Here is a 25,769-nt window from a genome sequence, read left to right on the forward strand (position 1 = left end):
ATTTGTGAGGAGGAACCCGAATGACGGAGAAAGTTTATGTAATTCATGAAAACGAAGAATGGACGGTCCATCTATTCCGGCGCTTGGAAGAACTCGGGGTGCCTTATGAAGATTGGTTTACCGATGCAGGGTCGGTCGATTTGACGAATGAGCCGCCGCAAGGGGTTTTCTATAACCGAATGAGTGCTTCATCGCATACAAGAGGGCACCGCTTTGCTCCTGAAATGGCCGAGGCGAAAATCGCTTGGCTCGAACGCCACAACCGGCGCGTCGTCAATGGCAGCCGCGCACTCCGGCTTGAAGTGAGCAAAGTGAACCAGTACATGGCGCTTGATGCAGCCGGCATCCAGACGCCGAAAACGGTTGCGGTGAGCGGGAAGGAACAGCTTCTTGCGGCAGCGTCCGCTTTTGAGGGCGAATCGTTTATCACGAAACATAACCGCGCTGGAAAAGGGCTCGGTGTCCGATTGTTTCATTCATTAGAAGCGTTAGAGGAATATGTGGGCGGCGGTGAATTCGACGAATCCGTGGACGGCATCACTTTATTGCAACAATACATCCAAGCGCCTGAACCATACATCACACGCTGTGAATTTGTCGGCGGGAAATTTCTCTATGCGGTGCGCGTGGATACATCGGAAGGCTTTGAATTATGCCCAGCCGATGCCTGCCGCCTCGAAGATATCTTTTGCCCGGCAGACGGCGCATCGGAAACACGGCCAAAATTCCAAGTCATTGAAGGTTTTGATGATCCAATTATCGCTAAGTATGAACGTTTCCTTAAAGAGAATGGCATCGAAGTGGCGGGCATCGAATTTATCCAAAATGCCGAAGGTGAGCTGTTCACTTACGATGTCAACACCAACACAAATTACAATGCTGATGCGGAGGCAGTGGCTGGCACATACGGCATGCTGGAACTGGCGAAATATCTCGACCATCAGCGGCAAACCCTCACGACTTTTGCTAAGTAAACGGAGATTAACATGAAACAGCACGGCCAGATGCAGATCCGGCCGTGCTGTTTTTCATGCCCAGAGGCTGGACGTTTATCCCCCGTCATTCAAGGGAACGGTTGAAAAAAGGGATTTGTTTGCGGAAGGGAGTGAACTCGCGATGGATAAAGAAACTAAGGAAGTGGAAGAGCAGACGCCTTCGGAACCGGAAGATGTGGTGGACGTGGAAAGCAAAGAATTAAAAACGGCGTCGAAATTCGACGGCATTTATAGCCGTGTCTCTTCGAACCGCCTGGAAAACTTGCGCACAACTCATATCGAAAACAAGGCGAAGGAGTTAGCGCGCAAAAGCCGCCGTTAACTTATTCCTCGCGCGGTAATTTCTCCATAGCATTTGCGACTTCAAACGCCAGATCGTCATTGCCGAATGATTGAAGCACTTCGAGCAGGACGTCGCCGCCGATGTCGTATTCGAACGCTTCGGTTTCTTCCATGGCAGTTTTCAGCAGCTGATTCTCAGCCTGTGATGGATATGCTGCCGTGTAAAGTGCGAGTGGATCGATTTTATGATTGACGCACCACTGGACAAATACGCGGACCATCGTTTCTTCATCTTGCTGGTATTTCTTGATGATAAAATCTTCACGGCTTTCGTATTCCATGCGGGTCACTCCTTTTACAGAATCTTGGGATGTTTTCACAATAGCAGATAAATCATTCGGTTGCATGGACTTCCTGCATTGTTTGCTCTAAAATGGTCCATAGCACTGATAGTATCGGAGGGGAAAGAATGAAATTACTTCAAGTACGAAAAGGCCAATTCGTCTACTATAACAACGAATTGCACAAAGTTTATTCCGTCAAGCCGCTCGCTAAAAAATCGGTTTTGATGTTCCGTGTCAAGGACATGGAGCAAGTAGCAAGCCGCGCTGACGAAGTGTCGCTCTACAAGCCGAAACACATGGATTCGTTCATGTTCTTCGGGGAGCGCTACACATTGCGCGAAGACGTACCGGCAGAAGAGGGCGGCTACATCTTAATCGCTAAGCCGGATCCGGATTATATGGACCATTATTCCTTGAACGAGTTCGAGAAAATCGAATCAGTCGAAGGGAAGAATGTCATCACCACAAGACAAAACACTGTCAAATCGAGAGAATTCTTCGTGATGGTTCCAGGAGAAGAGCAAGGCAGCAACGATATTGCGTATTTCGACAAAGGAAAAGTGTCTGCAGAGCAGCAGCAGCATGATGCACAGCTCGCAGATGATTTGCGCGACAGAAGCTCGATCCGCCCGTCAATCGGCGATGTCTATTTGAACTTGGACAACACAGGAACGGCCATGGTCGTCGCGATCATGGGCGAAGAAGTGACACTCGGAACAGGCGACAAGCTGACGTTCCACGACTTGCATAAAGCGGACAACTGGAGCTATCTCTACAATGTAGCAGACGGCGATTTCCGGTAATAAAAAAAGGCCGCAAATGTGGTAGCACAGTTGCTACGGGAAGCTTGAGCTAAATGAAAGTTGAATATTTGGAGTTTCTCGATACTAAAAAAAGGAAGCCGCAGCGGCTTCCTTTTTTTCTATCCTTTATTTCACCAGGACGTCCTGGAATTCTTCTGTGCCTTCGATTACTTTTTTTGCGTATGGGCATTGCGGGTCCACTGATTTGCCTTCGTTTCTCGCGTGCTCGACGATTTTGCCGACCAGTTCTTTGCCCATGCCTTGCCCGCTGAGTTCTGGAGCTACTTCGGTATGGTCCACCGTCAGTACATCGCCGTTTTCAATATAGCTGACAAACCCGACTTCTTCAGAACCGTCGAGCATGGCAATCCGGTTGTCTTGATGTTGAAAATCCATTTAAATTTCCTCCTTTTTAAAAAGCATTCTACTTACAAGGTATTCCCGTTCTTTTCAATAATATGCATAGCGGGTATGAAAGAAAAAAAGGAGGGATAGCATGGAAGCCAGTCAAAAAGAACAACACGCTGTTAATCAGATCGAAGAAGTTTTCGGTGAGCATAAAGGCTACCGGCGTGCGCACGCAAGGGGCGCGGGCTATAAAGGATTATTTGAAGGAAGTGGGGAGGCAATCGGATTGACCGATGCTGAACATTTTAAAAATACAACAATACCGGTGCTTGTGCGCTTTTCCCATTTCTCACCGGATCCCACTTGGGCCGATGCCATGTCGCCAGTTAAAGGCATGGCGATCCAATTCAAAATAGGGCTGGAAGAGGTGACGAATATCGTGTCGGTGACTTCACCGGTGTTCTTTACGCGTTCGCCGGAACGTTTCGTGGAGATGCTTGAAGTGTCCCGTTCTTTTCAAAAAGGCCGGCCGAAATTGGCAGAACTGGCAGAGCTGCTGACGGATTTTCCTGAGGTGCGGGCGATGTTTTCGAGCATGAAAAAAATGACGGTGCCTGAAAGTTTCGCGACGGGCATCTATCATTCCATCCATGCGTTTTATTTTGAAAAGCACGGCAATAAACAGGCAATCAAATACGTATTTGAGCCGGATGCCGGAGAAGACAAGCGGTCCATAAAGGATATGAAGGACTTGCCTTTCGGCTATTACGAACAGGAATTGGCTGAGCGAACCGCGCGCAGCCCTGTTTGTTTTAAACTGTATGCCATTATCGGCGAAGCAGGCGACCCGACAGACGATCCGACGCGCGATTGGCCAAAAAATCGTGAACGCATCTTCCTTGGTCGATTGGTGATCGAAGCGCCTGATGATGAAGCTGAACAAGCACTGTATGATCCAACCGTAATGACTGCAGGCGTTAGCTGTTCGGACGATCCGATTCTTCAGTTCCGCCGGGGGGCATATCGGCATTCTTACGAAAAACGCACAGCAGAAAATGGATGAGTGCACGCTAGCCATCCGAAAGGCTGCTAGGTTTGCTTTCCAAAGTGAAAAGACAACCCGCTGAGTTTCAACGGGTTGTCTTTTTTAATAGAGCTTGCCTTGCTTATGCAGCACAGTCGATAAACGCTGTACGGCATGGATAAAACAATTTTCACGAAGTGGATACGGGTCCCCGAAATATTGGGGAAGGATCGTATCCATTGTCTCCTGCATTTTCTCCAATAGCAGACGGAACACTTCCGACTCTTCATGGTATTGGGTTTCGCGGCCCTGCAGCCATTCAAGATACGAAACAATGACACCGCCAGCATTGGCTAAAATATCCGGGATGATGATGACCCCTTGATTGTCTAAATATTCATCGGCAACCCGTGTTGTCGGTGCATTTGCGCCTTCTACGATGATCTTGGCTTGGATGTGTTCCATATTGCCTTGATGAATCTGATCTTCGAGCGCCGCTAAAAAAAGTACATCGACGGGCAATGTCAATAATTCATCACGCCCGCGGATTTCTGCCTGGATACCGGATTTATCAAGTTCTGCTTCATCTTTCGGTAAATCCCCGCGGTTGCTTGAAGTGAAGGCGACCAAGCTTGGGATATCGAGGCCATCTTCGTTAAACAGTGTAACGTTGCGGTCGCTGACAGCGATGACTTGATTGTTCAATGAACGGCAATGATAAGCTTCGAGCGCAGCGACAGAGCCGACATTTCCAAATCCCTGGACGGCCATCTTCAAGGGGCGCTCGGCATGCGCCAATGCGGTTTTTGAAAAGGGATTGATGGAATTTTCCAGTTGTTCTTTATGCGCCAAGACGTAATCGTGAATCATGTATCGGAAAGTGAAATAAACGCCTTTTCCGGTCGCTTCCCGGCGGCCGAGCGATCCACCGTTGACGACGCTTTTGCCAGTAAAGCTGCCGAGATAAGGCTTGCCGTGGTGGATCTTTTTATACTCTGCCATCATCCAGTCCATTTCGCGTTCGCCAGACCCCATATCGGGTGCTGGAATGTCTTTATCCGGCCCGATGACATCAGCGAAATAACGGACATATTTGCGCGACACGATGTTCAATTCCTTTTCGCTATAATTGCGCGGATTGATGACGATGCCGCCCTTGCCGCCCCCAAAAGGCACTTGATGAAGGGCGTTTTTTAAGGTCATCAAAAAAGCCAAATTGACGACTTCTTCTTCATTGACCCCTTCGTAAAAGCGGATGCCGCCTTTATAGGGCCCTAAGCTATCGTTATGCTGCACACGATAAGCGGGGATTCGTTCGATTGTGCCGTCTTCCCGCGGGACCCGCAAAAACGATTTATGGATATTGTTCGGCGTGGAGATAATGGCGCTTAATGAGTTGAATGCTTGAGTACGGACGCCATCAGTCAAATCAGGAAGAAATTCCTTTTTTTCGTATAGGGCATCGAGTGATTCTTGAATGATTTTCTTCGTTTCTTCTTCCAATGCAAGCACCTCCAAAATATCGTTACAGTCCTATACCCTTTCGCCTAGCCAGTAAGCTATAGAAAAAACCCGCCATTGAAGTAATGGCGGGCAGGAAATTATTTTTTGCGCTGCATTAATTGAAGTTCGGTATTCAAAGCTTTGAACAATGCAATGACCATCAGAATCATAACGAATGAAAACGGCAAAGCCGCAATAATGATGGTGTTTTGCACAGCTGTCAAGCCGCCGACAGAAAGCAGGATTGCGGCGACGAGCGACTGGGCGATGCCCCAAAGAATCTTGATCTGGTTGCTCGGAAGCAAGGAACCGTTCGTCGACTGCATGCCGAGCACGAAAGTCGCAGAATCTGCGGACGTGATGAAGAATGTGCTAACAAGCAAAATAGCGAGAATTGACATAATCATGCCCAGCGGCAAATGACTGAATGCAGCAAACAAAGTTTGTTCGGTGGAAAAAGCTGTCAAATCAATGCCGCTTTTTTGCATATCAATAGCAGTCGTTCCGAAAGTTCCGAACCAAAATGATCCGAAGATCGTAGGTGCTAAAACAACACCAATCAAAAACTCACGGATTGTCCGGCCTTTTGATACGCGGGCGATAAACATGCTGACGAATGGTGCCCAAGCAATCCACCATGCCCAGTAGAAGATCGTCCAGCTATCCAGCCAACTGCGATTTTCAGCACTAAGAGGAGCGGATTGGAAGCTCAATCCAATCAGGTTTTGAATATAAGCACCAAAAGTTTCTGTATAGATATTCAAGATTAAGATAGTGGGCCCAAGAACAAGAACGAGTGCAAGAAGAGTGATCGCTAGCACCATGTTCGTGTTGGAAAGGTATTTGATGCCTTTATTAAGGCCAGACCAGGCCGACATAATAAACAGCAATGTTACAACACCGATGATGACCATCTGTACCCATTCTTCTTGAGGGGCGCCGAATAGGTAGGCGATCCCACCATTAATTTGAGCAGCGCCAAATCCGAGTGAAGTAGCTACACCAAACACAGTAGCGAATACAGCCAAAACGTCGACCAATGTACCGAGCGGCCCGTTCATCCGATCACCGAATAAAGGTTTTAATGTAGACGAAATGAGTGCAGGTTCTCCTTTTCGGAATTGGAAGAAGGCCAATGACAAGGCGACCATTCCATACATTGTCCAAATGTGGATGCCCCAATGATAATAAGTGCGTTGCAGGGCTTCTTTAAACGCTTCGTCTGATCCAACTTCAGCGGTGGCCGGTTGAATTGCAAAATGCGATAGTGGCTCAGCTGCTCCGTAGAATACTAGGCCGATTCCCATCCCTGCTGAAAACAGCATGGAGACCCAAGTGAAAGTAGAAAATTCCGGGCGGTCGGAATCACGACCGAGCCTGATTTTGCCATAAGGGCTGAAAATAATAACAATAACGAGAATCAGGAGGATTGCCATGATTGTAAGATAATACCAGCCGAAGGCGGTGTTGATGTAGTTGCGAATGGTTCCAGTGCCTTGCTCGAATAATTCTGGAGCAATAACCCCAAAACCGACAGTCAAAATGACAAGTCCGAATGCGATATAGAAAACTTTAGTTGCTTTGTTCATGTTTCCTCCTATGATGTTTTTTTAACATAACTATTAAAGGTATAGGATTGCGATAAAATAGTCAAATGCTTAGCTAGTATTGAAAAATTGCTCTTTACTATTCGAATATGAAAAAAAGATGATAAAATGCCCTGCACTTTGCGCACAGGGCATTCCATTACCAACCGTTCCATTCGTTTTGCTGTTCCTCTTCCGCGACGATGCGCAGATCATCGGCCGAGATGATGAGGATGTCGTATTCGTTCTTTTCGGCATAGCGTTCGGCTTCTTGTTTGATGAACTTCGGCGATCCTTCCGTTTCCTCGTCGTAAATCAGCAGGATGCCGTCGGAATTTCGGAGAAAGAACTTATTTTTCTCGACAAACTGCCACGGTGCCTCATAAGGCTTGTTCGTCAAACTGCGGTGGAAATCGGCTTGGGATAACAGGAATTCGTATTTTTCCTGTTTCGCTTCGTTCCAGTTTTTCTCCTGGTCCTCGAAAGGCGTAAGAATGGCGAAATGCAGCTGTGGAAATTCCTCCTGCAACTCGATCACCACTTCGGCGGCCCAGGTTTCGACGCCCAGCTGGCCGCTCAAGATCACCCATTCGAGCCCTTCGTCGACCAGTGCGCGCAAGCGGTTTTCGAGTGCTTTCTTGATAAAGCGCACCCCTTCGTGCTTGTCGTCGAATATGCCGAGCTCGTGCGGTTTATAGCCGGTGATGACTAAGCGTTTGAGCATATCGTCTCCTCCTTTATGCAAATCAGTGTTATCAGTTTAACGCATTTTCTTCCATTATGGAGAATGCACGGCTCGTTCGCATCATCCGCCTTTCGGTAACTGAATATTCACTCTTATGGTAAGCTAAACGAAAAAAGGAGTGAGGCCAGTGGCCAATATTGAAGAAGTGGAACAGGCGAGAAGCCGCATTCAAAATATCATCCATAAAACGCCGATTGTGCATTCACAGTCGCTCCAGGAAAAATGGGGGCGCCGCGTGTTCTTTAAAGCCGAGCATTTGCAGAAGACGGGCTCGTTCAAGATTCGCGGGGCGGCGAACGCTGTGACGAATGCAGTATCGAACGGGGCGACGCTCGTAACGGCCGCTTCTTCCGGCAATCACGGACAAGCGGTCGCTTATGTGGCCAACGAGCTCGGCATCTCCTCTGTTATCGTCGTGCCGACGGACGCAAGCCCGGCAAAAGTCGCAGCGATCAAAGCGTATGGCGGACAGATAGAATATTGCGGCACGACTTCAGCGGAGCGGATTCCGCATGCCAAGTCGCTGGCGAACCAACTGAGCGGCGTCTACATTCCTCCGTATGACCATCGTGACATTATCGCAGGACAAGGGACAGTGGGCTTAGAGATGGTCGAGCAACTGCCGGATGCTGAATTCATCGTGGTGCCTGTCGGCGGCGGCGGATTGATTTCCGGCATCTTGACGGCAGTGAAAGCAAAGCGTCCGGATATATTGGTGATCGGCGCAGAGCCAGCGCTTGCGAATGACACGGCCTTATCTTTGGAGCGGGGAGAGATTACAGCGATCGGCCCGACCGAAACGATTGCCGACGGCTTACGGACCTCGCAGCCCGGTGACTTGACGTTCCCGATTGTGAGTGAGCTGCTCGACGGGCTGGTGTTGGTGGAAGAACAGGAAATCATCGAAGCGATGCGCGATATCGCCGCACGCACAAAGCAGCTGGTGGAACCTTCAGGTGCAGTTGCCGCAGCTGCCATCATGTCGGGCAAAGCAGGCGCGCCGGGTCAAACCATCGTTGCGGTGATCTCAGGCGGCAATGTCGACCTCCCGCGTTTCGCCGGATTGCTGAATGCTGCTGAAACCAAATAAATCAAATTGCCTTGAGCCGAGCCCTGATCGTTACGGGCTCGGCTTTTTTTGGCGTGGGAAGGCGATTGCATATTAGTGATGAAAACGGTAACATAAAGTTTAAGTATTCTGAACATACCGACTAGTCGGTATTTATAATGAAGGGGGAAGCAATATGCCAGTGATGGATTTATTCGATTTAACCGGAAAGACAGCAATCGTGACAGGAGGCGGCAGGGGGCTTGGTGCACAGATTGCGGAAGGTTTTGCCGAAGCTGGCGCCAATGTGGTGCTATGTTCACGAAAAGTAGAAGCGTGCGAGGAAGTCGCTAAGCAACTCGAAGCGAAGGGCGTGAAAACTTTGGCGCTCGCTTGTGACGTCACCAATCCACAAGACGTTAAAAATGTTGTCGAGAAGACTGTCGAGGCGTTCGGGACGATTGATATTCTCGTAAACAATTCAGGGGCTTCCTGGGGAGCGCCTGTGTCAGAGATGCCGCTTGAAGCATGGAATAAAGTGATGGCGGTCAATGTCACGGGGACGTTTCTCATGAGCCAGGCTGTGGGGGAAGTGATGATTCCGCAAAACAGCGGCAAGATCATCAACATCGCTTCAGTCGCCGGGCTCGGGGGAATCGACCCGCAGTTGATGGATGCGATCGGCTACAATACAAGCAAAGGCGCGGTCATCACGTTCACAAAAGACTTGGCGGCAAAATGGGGGCGCCATAACATCAAAGTCAACGCCATCGCACCTGGCTTCTTCCCGACGAAAATGTCGAAAGACGTGATGAAGCATGGCGAGGAAGGCTTGCTGGCAAGAACGCCGTTAAACCGTTTCGGGACAGACGAAGACTTGAAAGGCGCGGCTTTGTTCCTGGCGGCGAAAGCTTCGGATTATGTGACAGGCGATGTCGTGATGGTCGACGGCGGCATGCACGCCATGTAAGGGAATAAGCCACTGGATGCGGTACATATTTGAACAAAAAAGGGGACGGAGAAGATGAAAGCTGAGGCGAATGTATACCGGGGCGCTGATTTCTTGATAAAAGCCGCGGGTCCGATCTTTACACCTGAACAGTTTACCGATGAACATAAAATGATTGCGAAAACAGCGAAGCAGTTTCTGGAGAAAGAAGTGCACCCGCACAACGAGCGGCTGGAAGGGCAGGATTTCGAACTCGTCCAGGAGCTTTTCCGTAAAGCAGGAGAACTGGGCCTTCTCGCGCACAGCATTCCGGAGGCTTACGGCGGGCTCGGGCTCGATAAAATCAGTAAAGGGCTGGTCGGCGAATCGCTCGGCCCTGCAGGCGGATACGGCGTGGCACATTCTAACCATACATGCATCGCGACCTTGCCCATCACATATTTCGGCACGCCAAAACAGAAACAATATTATTTGCCGAAACTTGCAAGCGGCGAGTTTATCGGGGCTTATTGCCTGACGGAACCGGGAGCGGGTTCGGATGCGCTTGCTGCCCAAACGACTGCGGTGCTGAATGAAAAAGGGACGCATTATTTGCTGAATGGTTCAAAGTTATACATCACCAACGCTGCGTTTTCCGATACCTTCATTACCTATGCGAAAGTGGATGGCAAAGCGTTCACGGCATTTATCGTCGAAAAGAAGCATCCTGGCTTATCGCTCGGGCCTGAAGAGAAGAAAATGGGCATCAAAGGATCTTCGACGCGCCCGGTCATTTTCGAAGATTGTAAAGTGCCGGTGGAAAATGTGCTCGGCGAAGTCGGAAAAGGCCATCTCGTGGCATTGAACGTTTTGAATCTCGGCCGCTTTAATTTAGGGTCGGCCTGCATGGGAGCTGCCAAATTCAGTTTATCGTTGGCACTGGACTACACGCAGGAGCGCAAGCAATTTAATCGGGCCATCTCGGAGTTTTCGGCGACGCAAGAAAAAGTGGCGAAGATGGCGATGCGCATATTCGCTTTGGAATCGCTGCAATACCGCACCGCCGGCTATCTCGAAGAAGCGCTTGGCGGATTGTATGAATCACAGGACCACGGATTGATCGCCAAGCGGATGATGGAATATGCCGCAGAATGTGCCATTTGCAAAGTATATGGCTCCGAGACCTTGGATTTCGTCGCGGATGAAAGCCTGCAGTTGTTCGGCGGCTACGGCTATATCCAGGAATACAAAATTGAGCAAGTGTACAGAGATTCGCGCATCAACCGTATTTTCGAAGGCACGAATGAAGTCAACCGGCTGCTCGTCCCAGGGAATGTATTGAAAGCAGCCGCAAAAGGCGCATTCGACCTGGAAGCTGCAGCGACGCAGGCTTTTGAGGAAATGCAGACGCCGGAAGTTCCATATATCGGGACACTTGCCCGCGAAACGGAAGCCGTGCGGGCGATGCGGCGCGTCTTCCTCAGTACGCTCGGGCTTGCCGCAAAATCCTACGGCGCAGAGATCGGGGAACAGCAAGAGGCGCTGCTGAAACTCGCCGACCTTGCGATTAGCTTGTATGCCGCCGAATCAGCCGTCGCGCGGACGCAGCAAGCACTCGAGCAGAATGAAAAAAAAGCTCAGCATAAAGTGGAGATGACTCAAATATTTATCGATGATGCCTTGCTCGAAAGCGAGATGACGGCGCGTCAAATACTCCAAGGCATGACAGAAGGAGAAGAGCTGGCGCGCTATACGGCGATGGCGACCGGCGAACTCAGCCGCCTGCAGCGCGGGGGAACAGTTGCAGCTAAACGCCAATTGGCCCAAACGATTTATCAGGCAGGGCAATATATCAGTTAAGGGGGAAATGAGATGAAAGTGGTGAAATTCGAAGAATATGGTGGTCCGGAAGTGCTCCAATATATCGATTCGGAACAGCCAAAGCCGAAAGAACATGAAGTGCTCATTGAAGTGAAAGCGGCAGGTGTCAATTATGCCGATACGGCAAGACGTGAAGGGAAATATGTGGTGCCGACCGAATTGCCTTATATCCCGGGCTCTGAAGTGGCGGGAGTGGTTGTCGAAGCAGGAGCAGGCGTCACGCGTTTCAAAACGGGCGACCGCGTCGTCGCCTTGATCGAATCGTCGGGTTACGCTGAATATGCGGCGATTCCGGAGCAAGTATTGACGCCGGTGCCGCAAGGCGTCAGTTTTGAAGAAGCCGTCGCATTGCCGCTGCAAGGCTTGAGCGCTTACCATATTTTAAAAACGATGGGCCGTTTGGAACCGGGCGAAACGGTATTGATCCACGCTGCTGCCGGAGGCGTCGGGACGATTGCCGTGCAGCTTGCGAAACTTTTTGGTGCCGGGAAAATCATCGCTACGGCGAGCACGGAAGAAAAACTGTTCCATGCCGAAAAAATGGGCGCCACTCACTTGGTGAATTATAGCGAAGATGGCTGGGTAGGGCGCATCAAAGAAATCACTGAAGGCAAAGGCGTCGATCTGGCGCTTGAAATGGTCGGGGGCAGCGTCTTCAACGATACACTGAAGACCTTGGCGCCGTTCGGGCGATTGGTCATTTTTGGTGCTGCCAGCGGAGAACAGGCAACGTTCGCGCCGGGCCAATTGATGAAGCGCAATCAATCGGTCATTGGGTTTTTCCTGCCGCAGATCATGCGCAAACCGGAATTATTCCAGAAAAGCTTTCAGGAATTGCTCGAATATATGGATAGCGGGCAATTGAAATTGACGATCGGCGGCACGTATCCACTCGACCAAGCAGCTGATGTGCACGAATTGCTGCAAAGCCGCAAAACGATCGGCAAGCTGGTGCTGAAGCCATGAACGACGTCCAACAAGCCGAAACCAAAGAGCTGCTCGACAAACTCGGATTGAAGCTCGTGAGGCATCCCTTGCCGTTTAGGCTAAACCATGTCAATTGTTTCATGGCAAAAGGGGAGGGTGGCTGGACGATTATCGATACCGGATTGAACAACGACGTTTCGAGAGAGTTGTGGGAGCGGGAAATCGGCGATGATAAGGTGGAAAAGATTTTCCTGACCCATTACCATCCCGATCATTTCGGCTATTCTGGCGGCTTGCAACAAAAGACCGGCGCACGGCTGTCGATGAGCAAAATCGATGCGGACGCAGGAATGAAATCGTGGGATGATGCATTTTTGAATGCCTTGCCAGGCTATTACAAGGCGGTGGGCATCCCAGCGGAAGCGGCGCAGGAAATGGCGGACAATACGAGAGCCTTTCAACTGCTCATTTCCCCGCTTCCGAAAGTGGATCATCATTTCGAGGAAGGGGAGAAAGTGCGCATCGGCCGCTTTGACTATGAAGTGCTGTTCGTGCCAGGACATTCAGATGGCATGGTGTGTTTTTATCAACGCGAGCACAATGCGCTGTTGGCGGCGGACCATATTTTGCCGCGTATCACGCCGAATATTTCCTATTGGTTTCACGGCGACCCGAATCCGCTTCTGACGTATATGCATTCTTTGGAGAAGATCCGTGAACTGGATGTGGAATGGGTCATCCCATCGCATGGCGAAGCGTTCCAAGGGGCTAACAAACGAATCGATGAATTACTTGCCCATCACGAGGAACGTTTGGATGCGACTTGGCGGATGCTTGAACAGCCGTTGACGATTTTCGAAGTGCGCGAGCGCCTGTTCGACCGGCCGTTGACGGTCCATGAAATGCGTTTTGCAGTCGGGGAAACTTTGGCCCATCTTGAATATTTACGCGCCGCGGGCCGATGCGAACGGGTGATGGAAGCGGAGCGCTGGATTTATAAACAAACTTAAAAAGGATGTGTCACGATGAGAATATTGATGGTAGGAGCAGGCGGCATCGGAGGTTATTTCGGTGCGCGTTTGTTGGAAAAAGGAGAAGACGTAACATTTCTAGTTAGGGAAGGGCGCAAGAAAAAGATTGAAGAGGAAGGCTTACGCGTCAACAGCCGGCACGGAGATTTGCATCTCCAGCCGGCTCTTTTGACGAAAACGATGCAAGCCGAGCCGTTCGATATTATTCTTCTCTCGACAAAAGCTTATCAGCTGGAACAAGCCATCGAAGATATCCGTCCTTTCGTCGGTGAACAGACGATGATCTTGCCGCTATTGAACGGCATTGCACATGTCGAACAGCTGGTCTCTGCATTCGGGGAGGACGCGGTGATCGGGGGCTTGTGTTTTATCGAGACAACCATCGGCGAAGACGGTTCGATTGTCCAGACGAGCCCGATCCATCAATTGGTTTACGGGGAACGGGGCGGAAAGCGGACGAGCCGCATCGCCAAATTGAAAGCACATTTCGATGGGACGAAAGCGGAATTTGTGTTGAGTGAGGACATCGATCAGGACATGTGGCATAAATATATGTTCATCACGGCGATGTCCGGCATCACCTCGCTTATGGAATCGCCCATCGGCCCGATCCGCAAGCTGCCGTCCGGCCAATCCGCCATCCGATCGCTGCTCGAAGAACTCGAAGCGGTCATGACGGCAATCGACGCGCCAATCAAAAAAGGGATCGCCGATATCCAGCTCGACAAAGTGAACAGCATGGACGATAGCATGAAATCATCGATGCAGCGCGATATGGAAAAAAACCAAGGCATCGAAGCCGACCATCTCCAAGGGCATCTCATTGAAAAAGCCCAGCAAGAAGGCGTTTCAGTCCCTGTGCTCGAGACCGTTTATACGAAGCTGAAACTGTATGAAGAAAATAACGATAGAAAGAAATAAAAAAACAGAACATTTACAATATTAAAATACTCCTCTATGATTAAACAAGATGTGCAGAAATTTCAAAAAAGACAAAAGGGAGTTGGGAAATGTGAATGCAATTGCTTTAGCTGCTATGGGGTTATTTATATTCGTTCTCGGATACCGGTTTTATTCCAAGTTCGTAGCAGAAAAGATCTTCAAGCTTGACCCGAATTACGTGACACCGGCCCACCGTTACAAAGATGGCGTCGACTTTGTCCCGACCAATAAGTTCGTCTTATGGGGACATCATTTTACCTCCGTTGCGGGGGCTGCACCGATTCTTGGGCCGGCCATCGCCGTTTATTGGGGCTGGCTGCCGGCGGTCCTGTGGGTCGTCTTCGGTACGGTGTTCGCTGCCGGCGTCCATGACTTCGGTACGCTCGCGCTTTCGGTCCGCAACAAAGGGCAATCCGTCGGGACGCTCGCCCACCGTTTGATCGGCCAGCGCGGGAAAGTGTTATTCTTGTTTATCATCTTAATCTTGGTTCTTATGGTCAATGCAGTATTTGCCTGGGTCATCGCGAATTTGTTCATCTCGTATCCAGCCAGCGTCATTCCGGTATTTATCCAGATTCCACTTGCGGTTTGGATCGGCTATGCTGCTTATAAGAAAAACATGAAAATGCTCATCCCTTCTTTGATAGCGCTTGCAATCATGTATGGGACAGCGGTCATTTCCAGCCAAGTCGACTTTTTGCAAATCGACCTTGTCCGCTATATGGGTGGGGAAGAAGGAGCCGGCCTGTTTGGTCTTGGGGCCATTTCCAGCGCATTCTTCATCTGGATTGTCGTGTTGATGATTTATGTCTACATCGCATCCACTTTGCCGGTTTGGAAACTTCTCCAGCCGCGTGACTTCATCAACTCCCACCAATTGATCGTCGGACTGGCGATTTTGTATCTGGGTCTTTTGTTCACGAATCCAGAAATCACAGCTCCAGCAACCAACCCGGGCGCTGACGTTTCCTGGTTCCCGTTGCTCTTCATCACCATTGCTTGTGGTGCGATTTCCGGTTTCCACGGACTTGTGTCTTCGGGGACTTCATCGAAGCAGTTGGATAAAGAAACAGATGCACGCTTTGTCGGCTATTTGGGAGCTGTCGGTGAAGGGGTGCTCGCGTTAATCTCGATCATTGCCGTTATCACGCTATTCCCTGACCGTGCAGCATTCAGCGCTTCATACAGCAGCTTTGCTGACGCAAGTGGCGCGGGGCTTGGAAACTTCATCGAAGGTGCAACGGTCCTTGCTTCCGGTTTAATGATTCCGGGCTCGGTCGCTTCGACGATCGTTTCGATCATCGTCGTCTCGTTCGCTGCCACGACACTCGATACATCAGTCCGTCTTATGCGTTATATCATTTCTGAGCTCGGTGTCGAATACAAAGTGCCACAACTTGAGAAAAAGCATGTCGCGACGTCGATTGCAGTACTTTCGAGCATGGCGCTTGTCATCTTGCCGGAAGGGCCAAACGGATTCGGTTCCGGCGGCTACTTATTATGGCCGCTGTTTGGGACGTCCAACCAGCTGCTTGCTGGGATCAGCTTGCTATTGATTTCGATCTGGCTGCGCAAGCTCGGCAGAAATTACATGATCACCATTATTCCGATGATATTCTTGATGTTCATGACGTTATGGGCCATGTTCCAGCAAGTGTTCCTGCAATGGGCTTGGTACAACGAAGGGTCGAATACCTTGCTGTTCGTCTTCGGGGCCATCATTTTCGTGTTCACTTTATGGATCATCTTGACTGCTGCACAGGCGCTCATGAGCAAATCAAATCCTGGATTTTCAGACGAAGATTTGAAATAATGGCGTTACAGAACGATGCAGGAAACCTGCTGCCAGCAGAAGCTTCATTATTATAGTAGGAAAAGCCAAGGGATCATATTCATGATCCCTTGTACTTTTTTCAGGAAGAGGTGCCGTTATGCCGATCAGCGACAAACTGAAACAACTAATCGACTGGTATGAGGCTGTCTTGGAACATCCGCACCGAACGGAAATCGCCCGGGAACTCCGCAGTGAAGATGATTTGTTCTTATTGATGCTGTATTCGGAAATGCTCGGCATCCCGAATCCAGTCTATTACTATACGCTCGAGCTTTATCCGTACATGATCGAAGAATTCCACGACTGGCATTTGCGTATGGGCATGGAGAAATCGCCGCTGTCTGGAATCCGCTGCTGCTGATATTTAACGAAACGAGGGAATGGCATGGACGTATTATCGAAAAGCATTATTTTTGTCGGAGGCAAAGGCGGTGTCGGTAAATCGACATCCGCTGCAGCCATCGCCTGGCAATCCGCAAAAGCAGGGTACAGGACTTTGCTGGTCTCTACAGACCCGGCGCATAATGTCGGGGACATCTTCAACGAACAAATCGGGGGCCGCACAAAAGAAATCGCCGACAATTTATACGCGCTTGAAATCGATCCGGAAATCGAGACGGAAAATTATATCAAAGGCGTCAAAAACAATATCCGCGGGACGGTCCACACGAGCATGATGGAAGAAGTGAATCGCCAGCTCGACACCGCCAAAGCCTCTCCTGGTGCGGACGAGGCGGCGCTTTTTGACAAACTGATCCACATCATCCTCGAGGAGCGCCAGCATTTCGATAAGCTGGTATTCGACACGGCGCCTACCGGGCACACAATCCGCCTATTGTCGCTGCCGGAATTGATGGGCGTATGGATTGAAGGATTGCTCGATAAGCGCCGCAAGACCAATGAGAATTATACAGCGCTGTTGAATGACGGCGAACCACGCGAAGACCCGATTTACGACGTCTTGCGTGAACGCCAGGAACGCTTTTCGAAAGCGCGCGATATTTTACTCGACGCTAAGCAAACCGGTTTCGTTTTCGTCTTGAATCCGGAGCGCCTGCCGATTTTAGAGACGAAAAAAGCGTTGGAGCTCTTGGATAAATACCATCTCCACGTGAAAACCTTGATCATCAATAAAGTGCTCCCGGAACAAGTAGAAGGCGCGTTTTTCCAGGAACGCAAAAAGCACGAAACGAAGTACATGGATATGATCAAAGAAACATTCCCCAAACAGCAGCTATTGTATATTCCGCTGTTTTCGCAAGACATCATCAGCAAGCAACAGCTTGAACAATTCAGCCAACATTTTCAGGAGGGTGACGCAGTTTGAAAGCATTCGTAATGGAAGCAGGACAATATAAATTAAAAGACATGCCCGAACCGCAAGCACAAAAAGGAGAAGTGGTCGTGAAAATTCATGACGCAGGCGTCAACCGCCGCGACCTTGGCTTGTTGAAGCGCTACGGAGACAACCCGGAAGCACTGATTATCGGATCGGACGGGGCAGGTGTTGTCGAATCACTCGGTGAAGGCGTAACGGCTTTTAATGTGGGTGATGAAGTGATTATCAACCCTGGGCTCCGCTGGGAACAAAACAGCGATGCCCCGCCAGCAGGCTTTGATATTCTCGGCATGCCGGATCACGGGACGTTCGCAGAGAAAATCGCCATTTCCGCAGAGCAGCTCGAGAAAAAACCGGCCCATCTATCGTGGGAAGAAGCAGCTGGTCTCGCTTTACCTGCTTTGACCGGCTACCGCGCGTTGTTCACGAAAGGGCAATTGAAAAAAGGCGATACTTTGTTCATTCCAGGCGCAGGAAGCGGCGTCGCGACATTTTTGATTCAGTTTGCGAAAAACGCTGGTGCGACAGTCATCGTTACCTCAAGAAGTGAAGACAAACTTGCCCAGGCAAAAGAAATTGGCGCGGACATCGCCATTCCGACCGACAGCGATTGGGTCAAGGAACTGGAAGGCCAGACGATTGACCTCGTCATCGACAGCGTCGGCGGGGCTACGTTCAACCGTTCGCTCGACGTATTGAAAAAAGGCGGGCGCATCGTTATTTTCGGTGCCACAACCGCGGATAATGTCGATTTCAATTTGCGCAGCTTTTTCTACGGGCAATATCAATTGTTTGGCTCGACAATGGGCAGCCGCGAGGAATTGCGCGACATGATCCAGCACATCGAACAGCACGATACCCATCCTGTCGTCGACCGTGTCTTCTCTTTGGATGAAGCGCAAGAAGCGTTCGACTATTTGGCGGAAGGCAAGCAATTCGGCAAAGTAGTTTTGCGTGCTTCCGAGTAAAAAATGAAACTTTTTTGATCATCGGCCGTATATAAGGGTAAGAAAGCAATTTGACTGGAGGTCAACCCAATGGAGAACACAGGAATGAAAATACTTGTCCACGCCAGTGCATTTTTCGCCCCTTTTCTTGTCCCGGTGATCGTATTTATTCTGTCGTCTGACCAGGAAGTGAAGAAACTGTCGATCCAAGCTTTATTATTCCAATTGGTCATGAGTGCGCTGATTTTCGCATCGAGCTTGCTGACCGTGATATTGATCGGATTCCCGCTCTTGCTGTTGTTCGGCGCCATCGCGATCATCGTGCCGATTATTGCGATCGTCAAAGCCTTGAACAACGAGCCATACAATTATCCGGTCGTCGGTTCATGGTACCAATAATGGAATGAAATCAGCTTTGCAAAACCCGCCGAGAATATTTTTCGGCGGGTTTTTGTATGGAATCAAGTATGTGAAGTACAAGAGAGGGAAGTAGTAATTTTTATATGGGGGGATTGCGCTCCAATCGAACACTCCATATAGCTCGGACTACGTGGAGAGTATAGTATAGGAAAGTGAGTAGAAAAGCTTCCGCTTTTCGACTGCGTTACAGGGGGCTGCTATCCGAGGGGCGGGTGTTGAGCCAATGTGCCGAAGGGCGCGGCACATTTGTCTCGCCAGCCCGCGCGGTCCCTCAGGAGTCAGCCCCCTTCCACTCCGTCTCTAGCTTTAAAGGGGAAAATCATTTCTTCAGCTCCTTTAAAATGAAATGTAGAAACTCAGCTTATTATATAGCTTGCTTCAGGTAGGTCGAAGAATGAAGTGTCACATGTCTCCATCCACTAAAAATACTAACAAATTTGATCTGTTCAAACAGCGGCCTGTCAGACGCACCATCTCAGGAAGCGATTCCCCCACTAGCCAGCAACTGAATACAGAAGCAAATCTGATTAAACAATCTTCACATAAAGGAATCTCCAAGCCACCGGGCGTCAAGGGTGAGCCGACGCAATAAGACAGGCGCTCTTCCTGGCTTATTGCCAAAGGCCAACCCAAAGCCGGGCGGCGAATAGTAAGATGAAGCCTAAAGCAAACCCCCGAACATTTACACACAAAAACTCTAGCTATCTTTGTTAATGCTCGATCCGGGAAGCGATTCCCCCGCTAGCCGGCAACTGAATACAGAAGCAGATATTTTTGAACAAGCTGCACCCAATGAAATCTCCAAGCCGCCGAGCGTCAAGGGTGAGCCGACGTAATAAGACAGGCGCTCTTCCTGGCTTATTGCCAAAGGCCAACCCAAAGCCGGGCGGCGAATAGTAAGATGAAGCTTAAATCAAACACCTAAACATTTACACACAAAAACTCTAGCTATCTTTGTTAACGCTCGATCCGGGAAGCGATTCCCCCGCTAGCCGGCAACTGAATACAGAAGCAAATCCGATTAAACAATCTTCACATAAAGGAATCTCCAAGCCGCCGGGCGTCACGGGTGAGCCGACGCAATAAGACAGGCGCTCTTCCTGGCTTATTGCCAAAGGCCAACCCAAAGCCGGGCGGCGAATAGTAAAATGAAGCTTAAAGCAACCACCCTCCGAACATTTACACACAAAAACTCTAGCTATCTTTGTTAATGCTCGATCCGGGAAGCTACTATTCAGAGAAGCACCCAACAATGAATGAGACATCTTTTGATTTTCCATCATTCAAATTCACCAATAAAAAAGTGCAAGGGCCTGAGCCGTTGCACTTTTTGTTATTCGAAAATATAAGATAAAGCTTTGATCGCCTGGTCGCAAGTTTCGACGGTGGCGTTTGCTTTTTGGGATAGCTCTTTTAGCGGATGGTGCAGTTTTTCAGGGCGGATGACGATGAGCGGCTTATGGTTCGCCAAAGCGGCGCTTGCGTCCATCGCGGTATTCCACTGCTTGTACTGCTCGCCGAACAAGGCGATAACGAGGTCCGATTTTTCCATCAACACGCTCGTACGCAAATTATTGAAGCTGGACGCTGCGGCATCCTTGAAGATAGCGCTTGGCTGTTCTCCCAGAATCTCTTCGCCGATATTGTCGGAGCGGTCGTGGTTTTCCATCGGCCCGACGAAATCGACTGGCAGATTGAGCGCCAAGGATTTCTTTTTGATTTCTTCGCGCCAGGAACTGTGAATTTCACCTGCAAGATAAACGGTTAATCTCATGAGTCTCATCCTCCATTTTCCATTTCCTCTTAGTGTAGCATAAAGGAGCATGAGCCGGAAAAGGATTCAGACAATTTGACGTTCTCTCGTTTGGACGGGCATACATGAAAGCACATGGTCGATTTTAAAGTGGCGCTTCTCGCGGCGCAAAAAACAGTACGCCTGGAACGAATCACCGCTGACTTTCAAGATTTTGACGCGGCGTTTGCTGATGGTGCCGTCGTTTGCAATGTACATCATGTCGATCAATTGCTGGTATTTGAATGCTTTCAGAAGTTGCGCTTTCATGATAACCCTCCTCAGATAAGAACATTTGTTCTCATTATATACCGGACGGGGGAATGAAACAAGTGAAATGAATCGTGTATAATGGAACGAACGTATATTCTTTTATATAGAAGAAAGGGGATCTTTTTATGAAATTCATCCATACCGCTGACTGGCATCTCGGGAAATTGGTGCAGGGCGTACATATGACAGAAGACCAGCGATTTGTGCTGGATCAATTGATCGAAGCAATCGAACAAGAGCGACCCGATGCACTGGTTATTGCGGGGGATTTATATGATCGTGGCGTGCCTCCGACAGAAGCGGTGCGTTTGCTGGACGATACACTCGCGAAAATCGTGCTGGATTTGAAAGTGCCGGTGATTGCCGTGGCAGGCAACCATGACAGCCCAGGAAGGCTTGATTTCGGGAGCCGCGCATTAAAGAGCAACGGCCTCCATATTACGGGGCCAATCCGTGCACAGTCCGAACCAGTCGTTTTAAAAGATGCCGCGGGCGAAGTCCATTTTCACTTGGTTCCGTACACCGATCCATCAATGGTGCGCCACGTGTATGAAAATCCAGACATCAAAACGCATGACGACGCGATGAAAGCAATCACTGCTCGCATATCCGCTAGCATGGATCCATCAGCGCGCCACATATTCGTTGGCCATGCGTTTGTGACGCCGCGCGGTGAACAAGAAGACAATACGAGCGATTCGGAACGGCCGCTCGCGATCGGTGGTGCAGAACACGTCAGCGCGCAGCATTTTAAGCCATTCCACTATACAGCGCTCGGTCATTTGCATAAAGCGCATTATGTATTGAACGAAACGATCCGTTATTCGGGGTCTCCATTAAAATATTCGATTTCAGAAGAGCATCATCAAAAAGGATTCCATATCGTCGACTTGGCAGCAGACGGTTCAGTCGCTGTAGAAAAGCGCTTGTTCAGAGCAAAGCGCGATATGCGTTCAGTCGAAGGGACCATTGCGGACATCATGGGGCATGAAAGAAGCGATGATTATGTTTTCGTCACTTTGCTCGATGAGACGCCTGTTTTGTATCCGATGGAAAAAGTGCGCTCGGTGTATCCGAACGCGATGCATGTGCAACGCAAAACGTTCGCGAAAGAAGCCGGCGAGTCGACCATCGGCAACCGCCGGAAAATGGACCCGATGCAATTATTCAACGCTTTCTATGAAGAAGTAAAAGGCGATGCGCCGTCTGCAGAAACGGCTGAACTGTTCGGTGACGTGTTGCAGGAATTCCTTCAGGCAGATTCTGAACGTGAAGAGGTGAAGTCATGAAACCGGTCAAATTGAAACTGACGGCATTCGGCCCGTACCGCGACAGTGAGGAAATCAATTTTGAGGATTTGGAAGGCAATCGCTTATTTGTTATTTCGGGCAGCACCGGTTCCGGCAAAACAAGTATCTTCGATGGCATTTGTTTCGCACTTTATGGATCTGCAAGTGGCTCGGACCGCAGTGAACCGAAAAACCTGCGCAGCGATTTTGCCAAAGATTCGGTCCATACATCAGCCGAATTGACCTTTGAAGTGCACGGCACGACTTACCGCATCCTGCGCCAGATGAGCCATGTGAAAACGGGCAATAAAAGCGCGACCGGTGAACGCTATGAGTTTTTTGAAGTGACAGATATGGGCGAAAAGCCGTGCGTCGAGCGACAAATCGTCTCGGAGCTCAATCGCCGCATCGAAGAAATTCTTGGGCTGACTTTTTCCCAGTTCAACCAAATCGTTATGCTGCCACAAGGGGAATTCCGCAAGCTCTTGACGTCTGAAACGGATAATAAAGAAGCGATTTTACGAAAGATTTTCCGCACCGAACCGTACCGTTTGGTGGCCGAGCGGCTCAAGCAGAAAAAAGATGAGGCGCAGGAACGGTTTAAAGCGCAGCAACTGCTTTATAAAGAGCAAGTGCAAGCGATTGCGGGTTCTTTGCCGCAGCGTGAATCGGCTCTTTTCGAAGTGTTCGCACAAGGCGATTTCCAGCGCAGCCAATTGCTCGCAGGGCTTGAAGGGGAAATCAGCCATTATGAGTCGGAAAGCATCGGCCTGCAGGAGCGCTATCAGCAATCTTATGATTTCCACAATAAAAAAATGGCCGAGTTTCACGAAGCAAAAGGCTGGAATGGGCGCTTCGACGAATTAGAAGCGAAAAAGCGCCATTTGCAGGAACTCGAACAACAACTGCCGGCGGTCAAAGAATGGGAGCAGCAAGTCACAGCAGCCGATCAAGCGGGCATGATCACCGGCTTGGAAGAGCAGGTGATGGATCTTGTAGCCAATGAACGCCAAAAACGCGAAGAATTGCGTCGTGCCGAGACGGCTGAACAAAATGCCCAAGAAATGAAGCGGCAGGCGCAGCAAGTGAAGGATGAAGAAGAAAACCGTCATGAGCAGCGTCAGGCCGCACAGCAAGCGCTGGTCCGTTTGCATGATTTGGAATCAGGCGTAAAGGAACTGGAACAACAGCGTACAGCTGTCCAACAATTGGAGAAAGTGGCTATTCACGCCAGAACGGCATTGCAAAGAACGGATGAACAAGCAGCAAGCGCCGAGCAACAGCTGCTGCAAACGAAATCATTCATTCAACAGCTTGAAGAGAGACTAGAGCAGTTCGACGACAAGCGGGACCGCCAGAACCGGTTAGCGGAACAACAGCGTGTCTTGGCGGAGTATCTTCGCTTGGAGCAAAAGCTCAAAGGTTTGGCCGAGCAATCAGCGGGAGATCAGGCAAAGTTTGAACAAACCCAAAAAGCTTATCAATCGATGGAACATGATTGGTTCGCTAACCAGGCGGCGCTGCTCGCATCAAATCTGCACGCCGGAGAAGCATGCCCCGTTTGCGGTAGCTTGGACCACCCGGCAAAACAGCTAGGCAGTTCTGCAGCAGTGAACCAGCAGGCGATGGAACAGGCCAAGCAAGTGTTGGCGCAAAGCGAGCAAAAATTCCGCAAAACGGAAGCGGAACAAGCCGCGGTCCATGAGCAGGCGGCAGTGAAGCGCGAGGAACTGGACGGCATGTCGATTGCGGCTGAACAAGCAGAAAAGCAATTGGAAGCAATACAGGCTGAACAGCATTCACTAACCGGCGAGCTCGAACAATTGCAGGCCGATAAGGAACAGCTGCGCAAGCGCAAGTTGGCATTCGGGGAGATGGAAGACCAGTTATCGAGCTTAAAGAAACAGCAGGCAGAAGCCCAGCAAAGCGCACATGAAAAACGCTCTGCGCATGAATCGGCACAAGCGGTTTTGGAAAGCAAACTGACATCGATCCCGGAAGCGCTCCGTGATCTTGGGTCGCTTCGAACAGAGACCGCAAAAGCGCAGGAAACGAAAGACCGCTTGGAAGCGTCTTGGCAACGTGCGCAGGATGCCCTCCAAAAAGCCGAGCGCCAAGTGTCGGAAGCGGCGGTATCGCTTCGTCATAGCAAGCAGTCCGTGCAAGAACTGCAAGAAAAGCTTGAACATGCCGAAAGCCGTTTTGAGGAAGCGCTCGTGAAATCCGCGTTCGCTACGAAGGAAGCTTATCAAATGGCCAAACTGGAAGCATCCCGCTACGAAGAATTGAAAAAGCAAATTGAACGGTACAAACAAGACCGCCACACGACAGAGCGGCAAACGGCAGAACTCGAAAGTGCGCTCGCCGGCCGTGGTCGTATTGACGTATCGGATGCGGAACAAGCACTTGCCGAATTGAAAGCCGATTACGAGCGGGCGCTTGCTGAATTGAACACGTCTAAAGAATATAAGAACAAAGCGCAAGCGTTCTTTGATGAAGTCTCCGATGCGTCTGCAAAAGAAGCAGCAGCCGAAGCGGAGTTCGCGCGTATCGTCGACCTTTACGATACGATCCGCGGGCAGAACGACGTGAAGCTATCCTTTGAACGCTATTTGCAAATCGAGTATTTGGAGCAGATCTTGGAAGCTGCCAATGAACGCCTGAAACATCTATCGAACGGGCAATTCCATTTGACGAGAAGCGACCGGCAGGAAGCGCGAGGGAAACAAAGTGGCCTCGGCTTAGACGTGTACGACGCCTATACCGGCCAGACGCGCGATGTCAAAACGATGTCTGGCGGCGAGAAATTCAATGCCTCCCTATGCCTGGCACTTGGAATGGCCGATGTCATCCAAAGCTTCGAGGGCAATGTATCGATTGAAACGATGTTCATCGATGAGGGCTTCGGATCGCTTGATGAGGAATCTTTGAACAAGGCGATCGAGACTTTAGTGGACTTGCAGAAATCGGGACGGATGATCGGCGTCATTTCCCATGTGCAGGAATTGAAAGCGGCGATTCCGGCGATCTTGGAAGTGGAAAAGACGAAAGAGGGCATCAGCCGGACACGTTTCCAATTGAAATGACGAGAAACGTTTATAAGCTGTCTTGAACGTGAATGATAAGAGCAAAGCTTGCTTTCGGAACATGTCTTTTGAACAGGGCGAGCGGAGCAGGTCGGCAAAGGGGTTGTAACGATGAAGAATTTCAGTTTTAACGCCAGACTGATTTATTTCGGGGCGATTGTCCTTTTCAGTCTTGGTTTCTTTTTTCTGCAGTTGTCATCGGTCATGGACGGCGGCACTGGCATCGGCTCGATCATCTTGCTTGTATTATGGGGTGTGATGGCCGCTTTCGGCATTGGCGGCATCATCGCGAGCTTCGCCGTAAAAAAGCGCAACAATAAATAGCAAGAGAGCCGCCGCAGAACCCACGATGGTTTTGCGGCGGCTCTTTTGACTGAAAAGGCAGAATAGCGATGAAAGTTT

At 49.9% G+C, this 25,769-nt stretch carries 25 protein-coding genes; 18 read left to right on the forward strand and 7 right to left on the reverse strand.

Annotation, left to right across the window (positions count from 1 at the left end):
• Positions 1 to 20: 20 nt before the first annotated feature.
• Together AUC31_RS00090 and AUC31_RS00095 are read left to right on the forward strand one after the other, a co-directional pair.
• Positions 21 to 974 carry an ATP-grasp domain-containing protein gene (locus tag AUC31_RS00090; protein ID WP_058381966.1) on the forward strand — a complete coding sequence of 318 codons (954 nt, stop codon included), beginning with the start codon at positions 21 to 23 and terminating at the stop codon, positions 972 to 974.
• A 142-nt stretch (positions 975 to 1,116) separates the two neighbouring features.
• Positions 1,117 to 1,317, forward strand: a complete 201-nt coding sequence (locus tag AUC31_RS00095) for a hypothetical protein (protein ID WP_058381965.1) — start codon at positions 1,117 to 1,119, stop codon at positions 1,315 to 1,317.
• A gap of 1 nt (position 1,318) precedes the next feature.
• On the opposite strand, the gene AUC31_RS00100 is transcribed toward AUC31_RS00095, so the two are convergent.
• Complete coding sequence (locus AUC31_RS00100; protein WP_058383717.1) at positions 1,319 to 1,618, reverse strand: hypothetical protein; 300 nt, start codon at positions 1,616 to 1,618, stop codon at positions 1,319 to 1,321.
• 128 nt (positions 1,619 to 1,746) lie between these two features.
• Here AUC31_RS00100 and AUC31_RS00105 point away from each other — a divergent pair, with 128 nt between their 5' ends.
• Positions 1,747 to 2,424, forward strand: coding sequence for a hypothetical protein (locus AUC31_RS00105; protein ID WP_058381964.1), 678 nt, complete (start codon positions 1,747 to 1,749; stop codon positions 2,422 to 2,424).
• 126 nt (positions 2,425 to 2,550) lie between these two features.
• On the opposite strand, the gene AUC31_RS00110 is transcribed toward AUC31_RS00105, so the two are convergent.
• Entirely contained in the window at positions 2,551 to 2,820 is a 270-nt protein-coding gene (locus AUC31_RS00110; protein WP_058381963.1) for a GNAT family N-acetyltransferase, read from the reverse strand.
• A 100-nt stretch (positions 2,821 to 2,920) separates the two neighbouring features.
• Here AUC31_RS00110 and AUC31_RS00115 point away from each other — a divergent pair, with 100 nt between their 5' ends.
• Positions 2,921 to 3,835 (forward strand): catalase family peroxidase, encoded by a 915-nt coding sequence (locus AUC31_RS00115; protein WP_058381962.1) that lies wholly within the window; start codon positions 2,921 to 2,923, stop codon positions 3,833 to 3,835.
• An 84-nt stretch (positions 3,836 to 3,919) separates the two neighbouring features.
• Here AUC31_RS00115 and AUC31_RS00120 read toward each other — a convergent pair whose 3' ends face one another.
• The 3 genes from AUC31_RS00120 to AUC31_RS00130 all read right to left on the reverse strand — a co-directional run bounded on the left by AUC31_RS00120 (position 3,920) and on the right by AUC31_RS00130 (position 7,609).
• Entirely contained in the window at positions 3,920 to 5,299 is a 1,380-nt protein-coding gene (locus AUC31_RS00120) for a Glu/Leu/Phe/Val family dehydrogenase (protein ID WP_058381961.1), read from the reverse strand.
• 98 nt (positions 5,300 to 5,397) lie between these two features.
• Positions 5,398 to 6,888, reverse strand: a complete 1,491-nt coding sequence (locus AUC31_RS00125; RefSeq protein WP_058381960.1) for a glycine betaine uptake BCCT transporter — start codon at positions 6,886 to 6,888, stop codon at positions 5,398 to 5,400.
• 157 nt (positions 6,889 to 7,045) lie between these two features.
• Complete coding sequence (locus AUC31_RS00130) at positions 7,046 to 7,609, reverse strand: SLOG family protein (protein WP_058381959.1); 564 nt, start codon at positions 7,607 to 7,609, stop codon at positions 7,046 to 7,048.
• Positions 7,610 to 7,757: 148 nt separating this feature from the next.
• Here AUC31_RS00130 and AUC31_RS00135 point away from each other — a divergent pair, with 148 nt between their 5' ends.
• From AUC31_RS00135 to AUC31_RS00185, 11 genes are all read left to right on the forward strand, one after another.
• Positions 7,758 to 8,720, forward strand: a complete 963-nt coding sequence (locus AUC31_RS00135; protein WP_058381958.1) for a threonine ammonia-lyase — start codon at positions 7,758 to 7,760, stop codon at positions 8,718 to 8,720.
• Between the two features lie 154 nt (positions 8,721 to 8,874).
• Entirely contained in the window at positions 8,875 to 9,648 is a 774-nt protein-coding gene (locus AUC31_RS00140) for an SDR family oxidoreductase (RefSeq protein WP_058381957.1), read from the forward strand.
• Between the two features lie 54 nt (positions 9,649 to 9,702).
• Positions 9,703 to 11,466 carry an acyl-CoA dehydrogenase family protein gene (locus AUC31_RS00145; RefSeq protein ID WP_058381956.1) on the forward strand — a complete coding sequence of 588 codons (1,764 nt, stop codon included), beginning with the start codon at positions 9,703 to 9,705 and terminating at the stop codon, positions 11,464 to 11,466.
• A 12-nt stretch (positions 11,467 to 11,478) separates the two neighbouring features.
• Positions 11,479 to 12,453, forward strand: coding sequence for a quinone oxidoreductase family protein (locus AUC31_RS00150; protein WP_058381955.1), 975 nt, complete (start codon positions 11,479 to 11,481; stop codon positions 12,451 to 12,453).
• On the forward strand, positions 12,450 to 13,424 hold the full coding sequence (locus tag AUC31_RS00155; RefSeq protein WP_083509097.1) for an MBL fold metallo-hydrolase: 975 nt from the start codon (positions 12,450 to 12,452) through the stop codon (positions 13,422 to 13,424). The genes AUC31_RS00150 and AUC31_RS00155 overlap by 4 nt, the downstream gene beginning before the upstream one ends.
• Before the next feature lie 15 nt (positions 13,425 to 13,439).
• Positions 13,440 to 14,366, forward strand: a complete 927-nt coding sequence (locus AUC31_RS00160) for a ketopantoate reductase family protein (protein ID WP_058381954.1) — start codon at positions 13,440 to 13,442, stop codon at positions 14,364 to 14,366.
• Positions 14,367 to 14,457: 91 nt separating this feature from the next.
• On the forward strand, positions 14,458 to 16,200 hold the full coding sequence (locus AUC31_RS00165; protein ID WP_058381953.1) for a carbon starvation CstA family protein: 1,743 nt from the start codon (positions 14,458 to 14,460) through the stop codon (positions 16,198 to 16,200).
• A gap of 118 nt (positions 16,201 to 16,318) precedes the next feature.
• Positions 16,319 to 16,582, forward strand: coding sequence for a cory-CC-star protein (locus tag AUC31_RS00170; protein ID WP_058381952.1), 264 nt, complete (start codon positions 16,319 to 16,321; stop codon positions 16,580 to 16,582).
• 24 nt (positions 16,583 to 16,606) lie between these two features.
• The gene (locus AUC31_RS00175; RefSeq protein WP_058381951.1) at positions 16,607 to 17,548 is read left to right on the forward strand and encodes an ArsA family ATPase; all 942 of its coding nucleotides are present in this window, start codon (positions 16,607 to 16,609) and stop codon (positions 17,546 to 17,548) included.
• Positions 17,545 to 18,528: a zinc-binding dehydrogenase gene (locus AUC31_RS00180; protein WP_058381950.1), complete on the forward strand. Its 984-nt coding sequence runs from the start codon at positions 17,545 to 17,547 to the stop codon at positions 18,526 to 18,528. Before AUC31_RS00175 ends, AUC31_RS00180 begins: the two co-directional genes overlap by 4 nt.
• 69 nt (positions 18,529 to 18,597) lie before the next feature.
• Positions 18,598 to 18,906 carry a DUF4870 domain-containing protein gene (locus AUC31_RS00185; RefSeq protein ID WP_058381949.1) on the forward strand — a complete coding sequence of 103 codons (309 nt, stop codon included), beginning with the start codon at positions 18,598 to 18,600 and terminating at the stop codon, positions 18,904 to 18,906.
• 1,354 nt (positions 18,907 to 20,260) lie between these two features.
• Here the strand turns inward: AUC31_RS00185 and AUC31_RS00190 are convergent.
• Together AUC31_RS00190 and AUC31_RS00195 are read right to left on the reverse strand one after the other, a co-directional pair.
• Positions 20,261 to 20,701 (reverse strand): YtoQ family protein, encoded by a 441-nt coding sequence (locus AUC31_RS00190; RefSeq protein ID WP_058381948.1) that lies wholly within the window; start codon positions 20,699 to 20,701, stop codon positions 20,261 to 20,263.
• Between the two features lie 66 nt (positions 20,702 to 20,767).
• Positions 20,768 to 20,989 carry a hypothetical protein gene (locus tag AUC31_RS00195; protein ID WP_058381947.1) on the reverse strand — a complete coding sequence of 74 codons (222 nt, stop codon included), beginning with the start codon at positions 20,987 to 20,989 and terminating at the stop codon, positions 20,768 to 20,770.
• Between the two features lie 128 nt (positions 20,990 to 21,117).
• On the opposite strand from AUC31_RS00195, the gene AUC31_RS00200 reads away from it, so the two are divergent.
• The 3 genes from AUC31_RS00200 to AUC31_RS00210 all read left to right on the forward strand — a co-directional run bounded on the left by AUC31_RS00200 (position 21,118) and on the right by AUC31_RS00210 (position 25,691).
• Entirely contained in the window at positions 21,118 to 22,281 is a 1,164-nt protein-coding gene (locus AUC31_RS00200) for an exonuclease SbcCD subunit D (protein ID WP_058381946.1), read from the forward strand.
• Positions 22,278 to 25,367 (forward strand): AAA family ATPase, encoded by a 3,090-nt coding sequence (locus AUC31_RS00205; protein ID WP_058381945.1) that lies wholly within the window; start codon positions 22,278 to 22,280, stop codon positions 25,365 to 25,367. Before AUC31_RS00200 ends, AUC31_RS00205 begins: the two co-directional genes overlap by 4 nt.
• Before the next feature lie 111 nt (positions 25,368 to 25,478).
• Positions 25,479 to 25,691, forward strand: coding sequence for a hypothetical protein (locus AUC31_RS00210; protein WP_058381944.1), 213 nt, complete (start codon positions 25,479 to 25,481; stop codon positions 25,689 to 25,691).
• Positions 25,692 to 25,769 lie beyond the last annotated feature (78 nt).

The organism is Planococcus rifietoensis (assembly GCF_001465795.2).
In the GTDB taxonomy this organism is placed as follows: Bacteria; Bacillota; Bacilli; order Bacillales_A; family Planococcaceae; genus Planococcus; species Planococcus rifietoensis.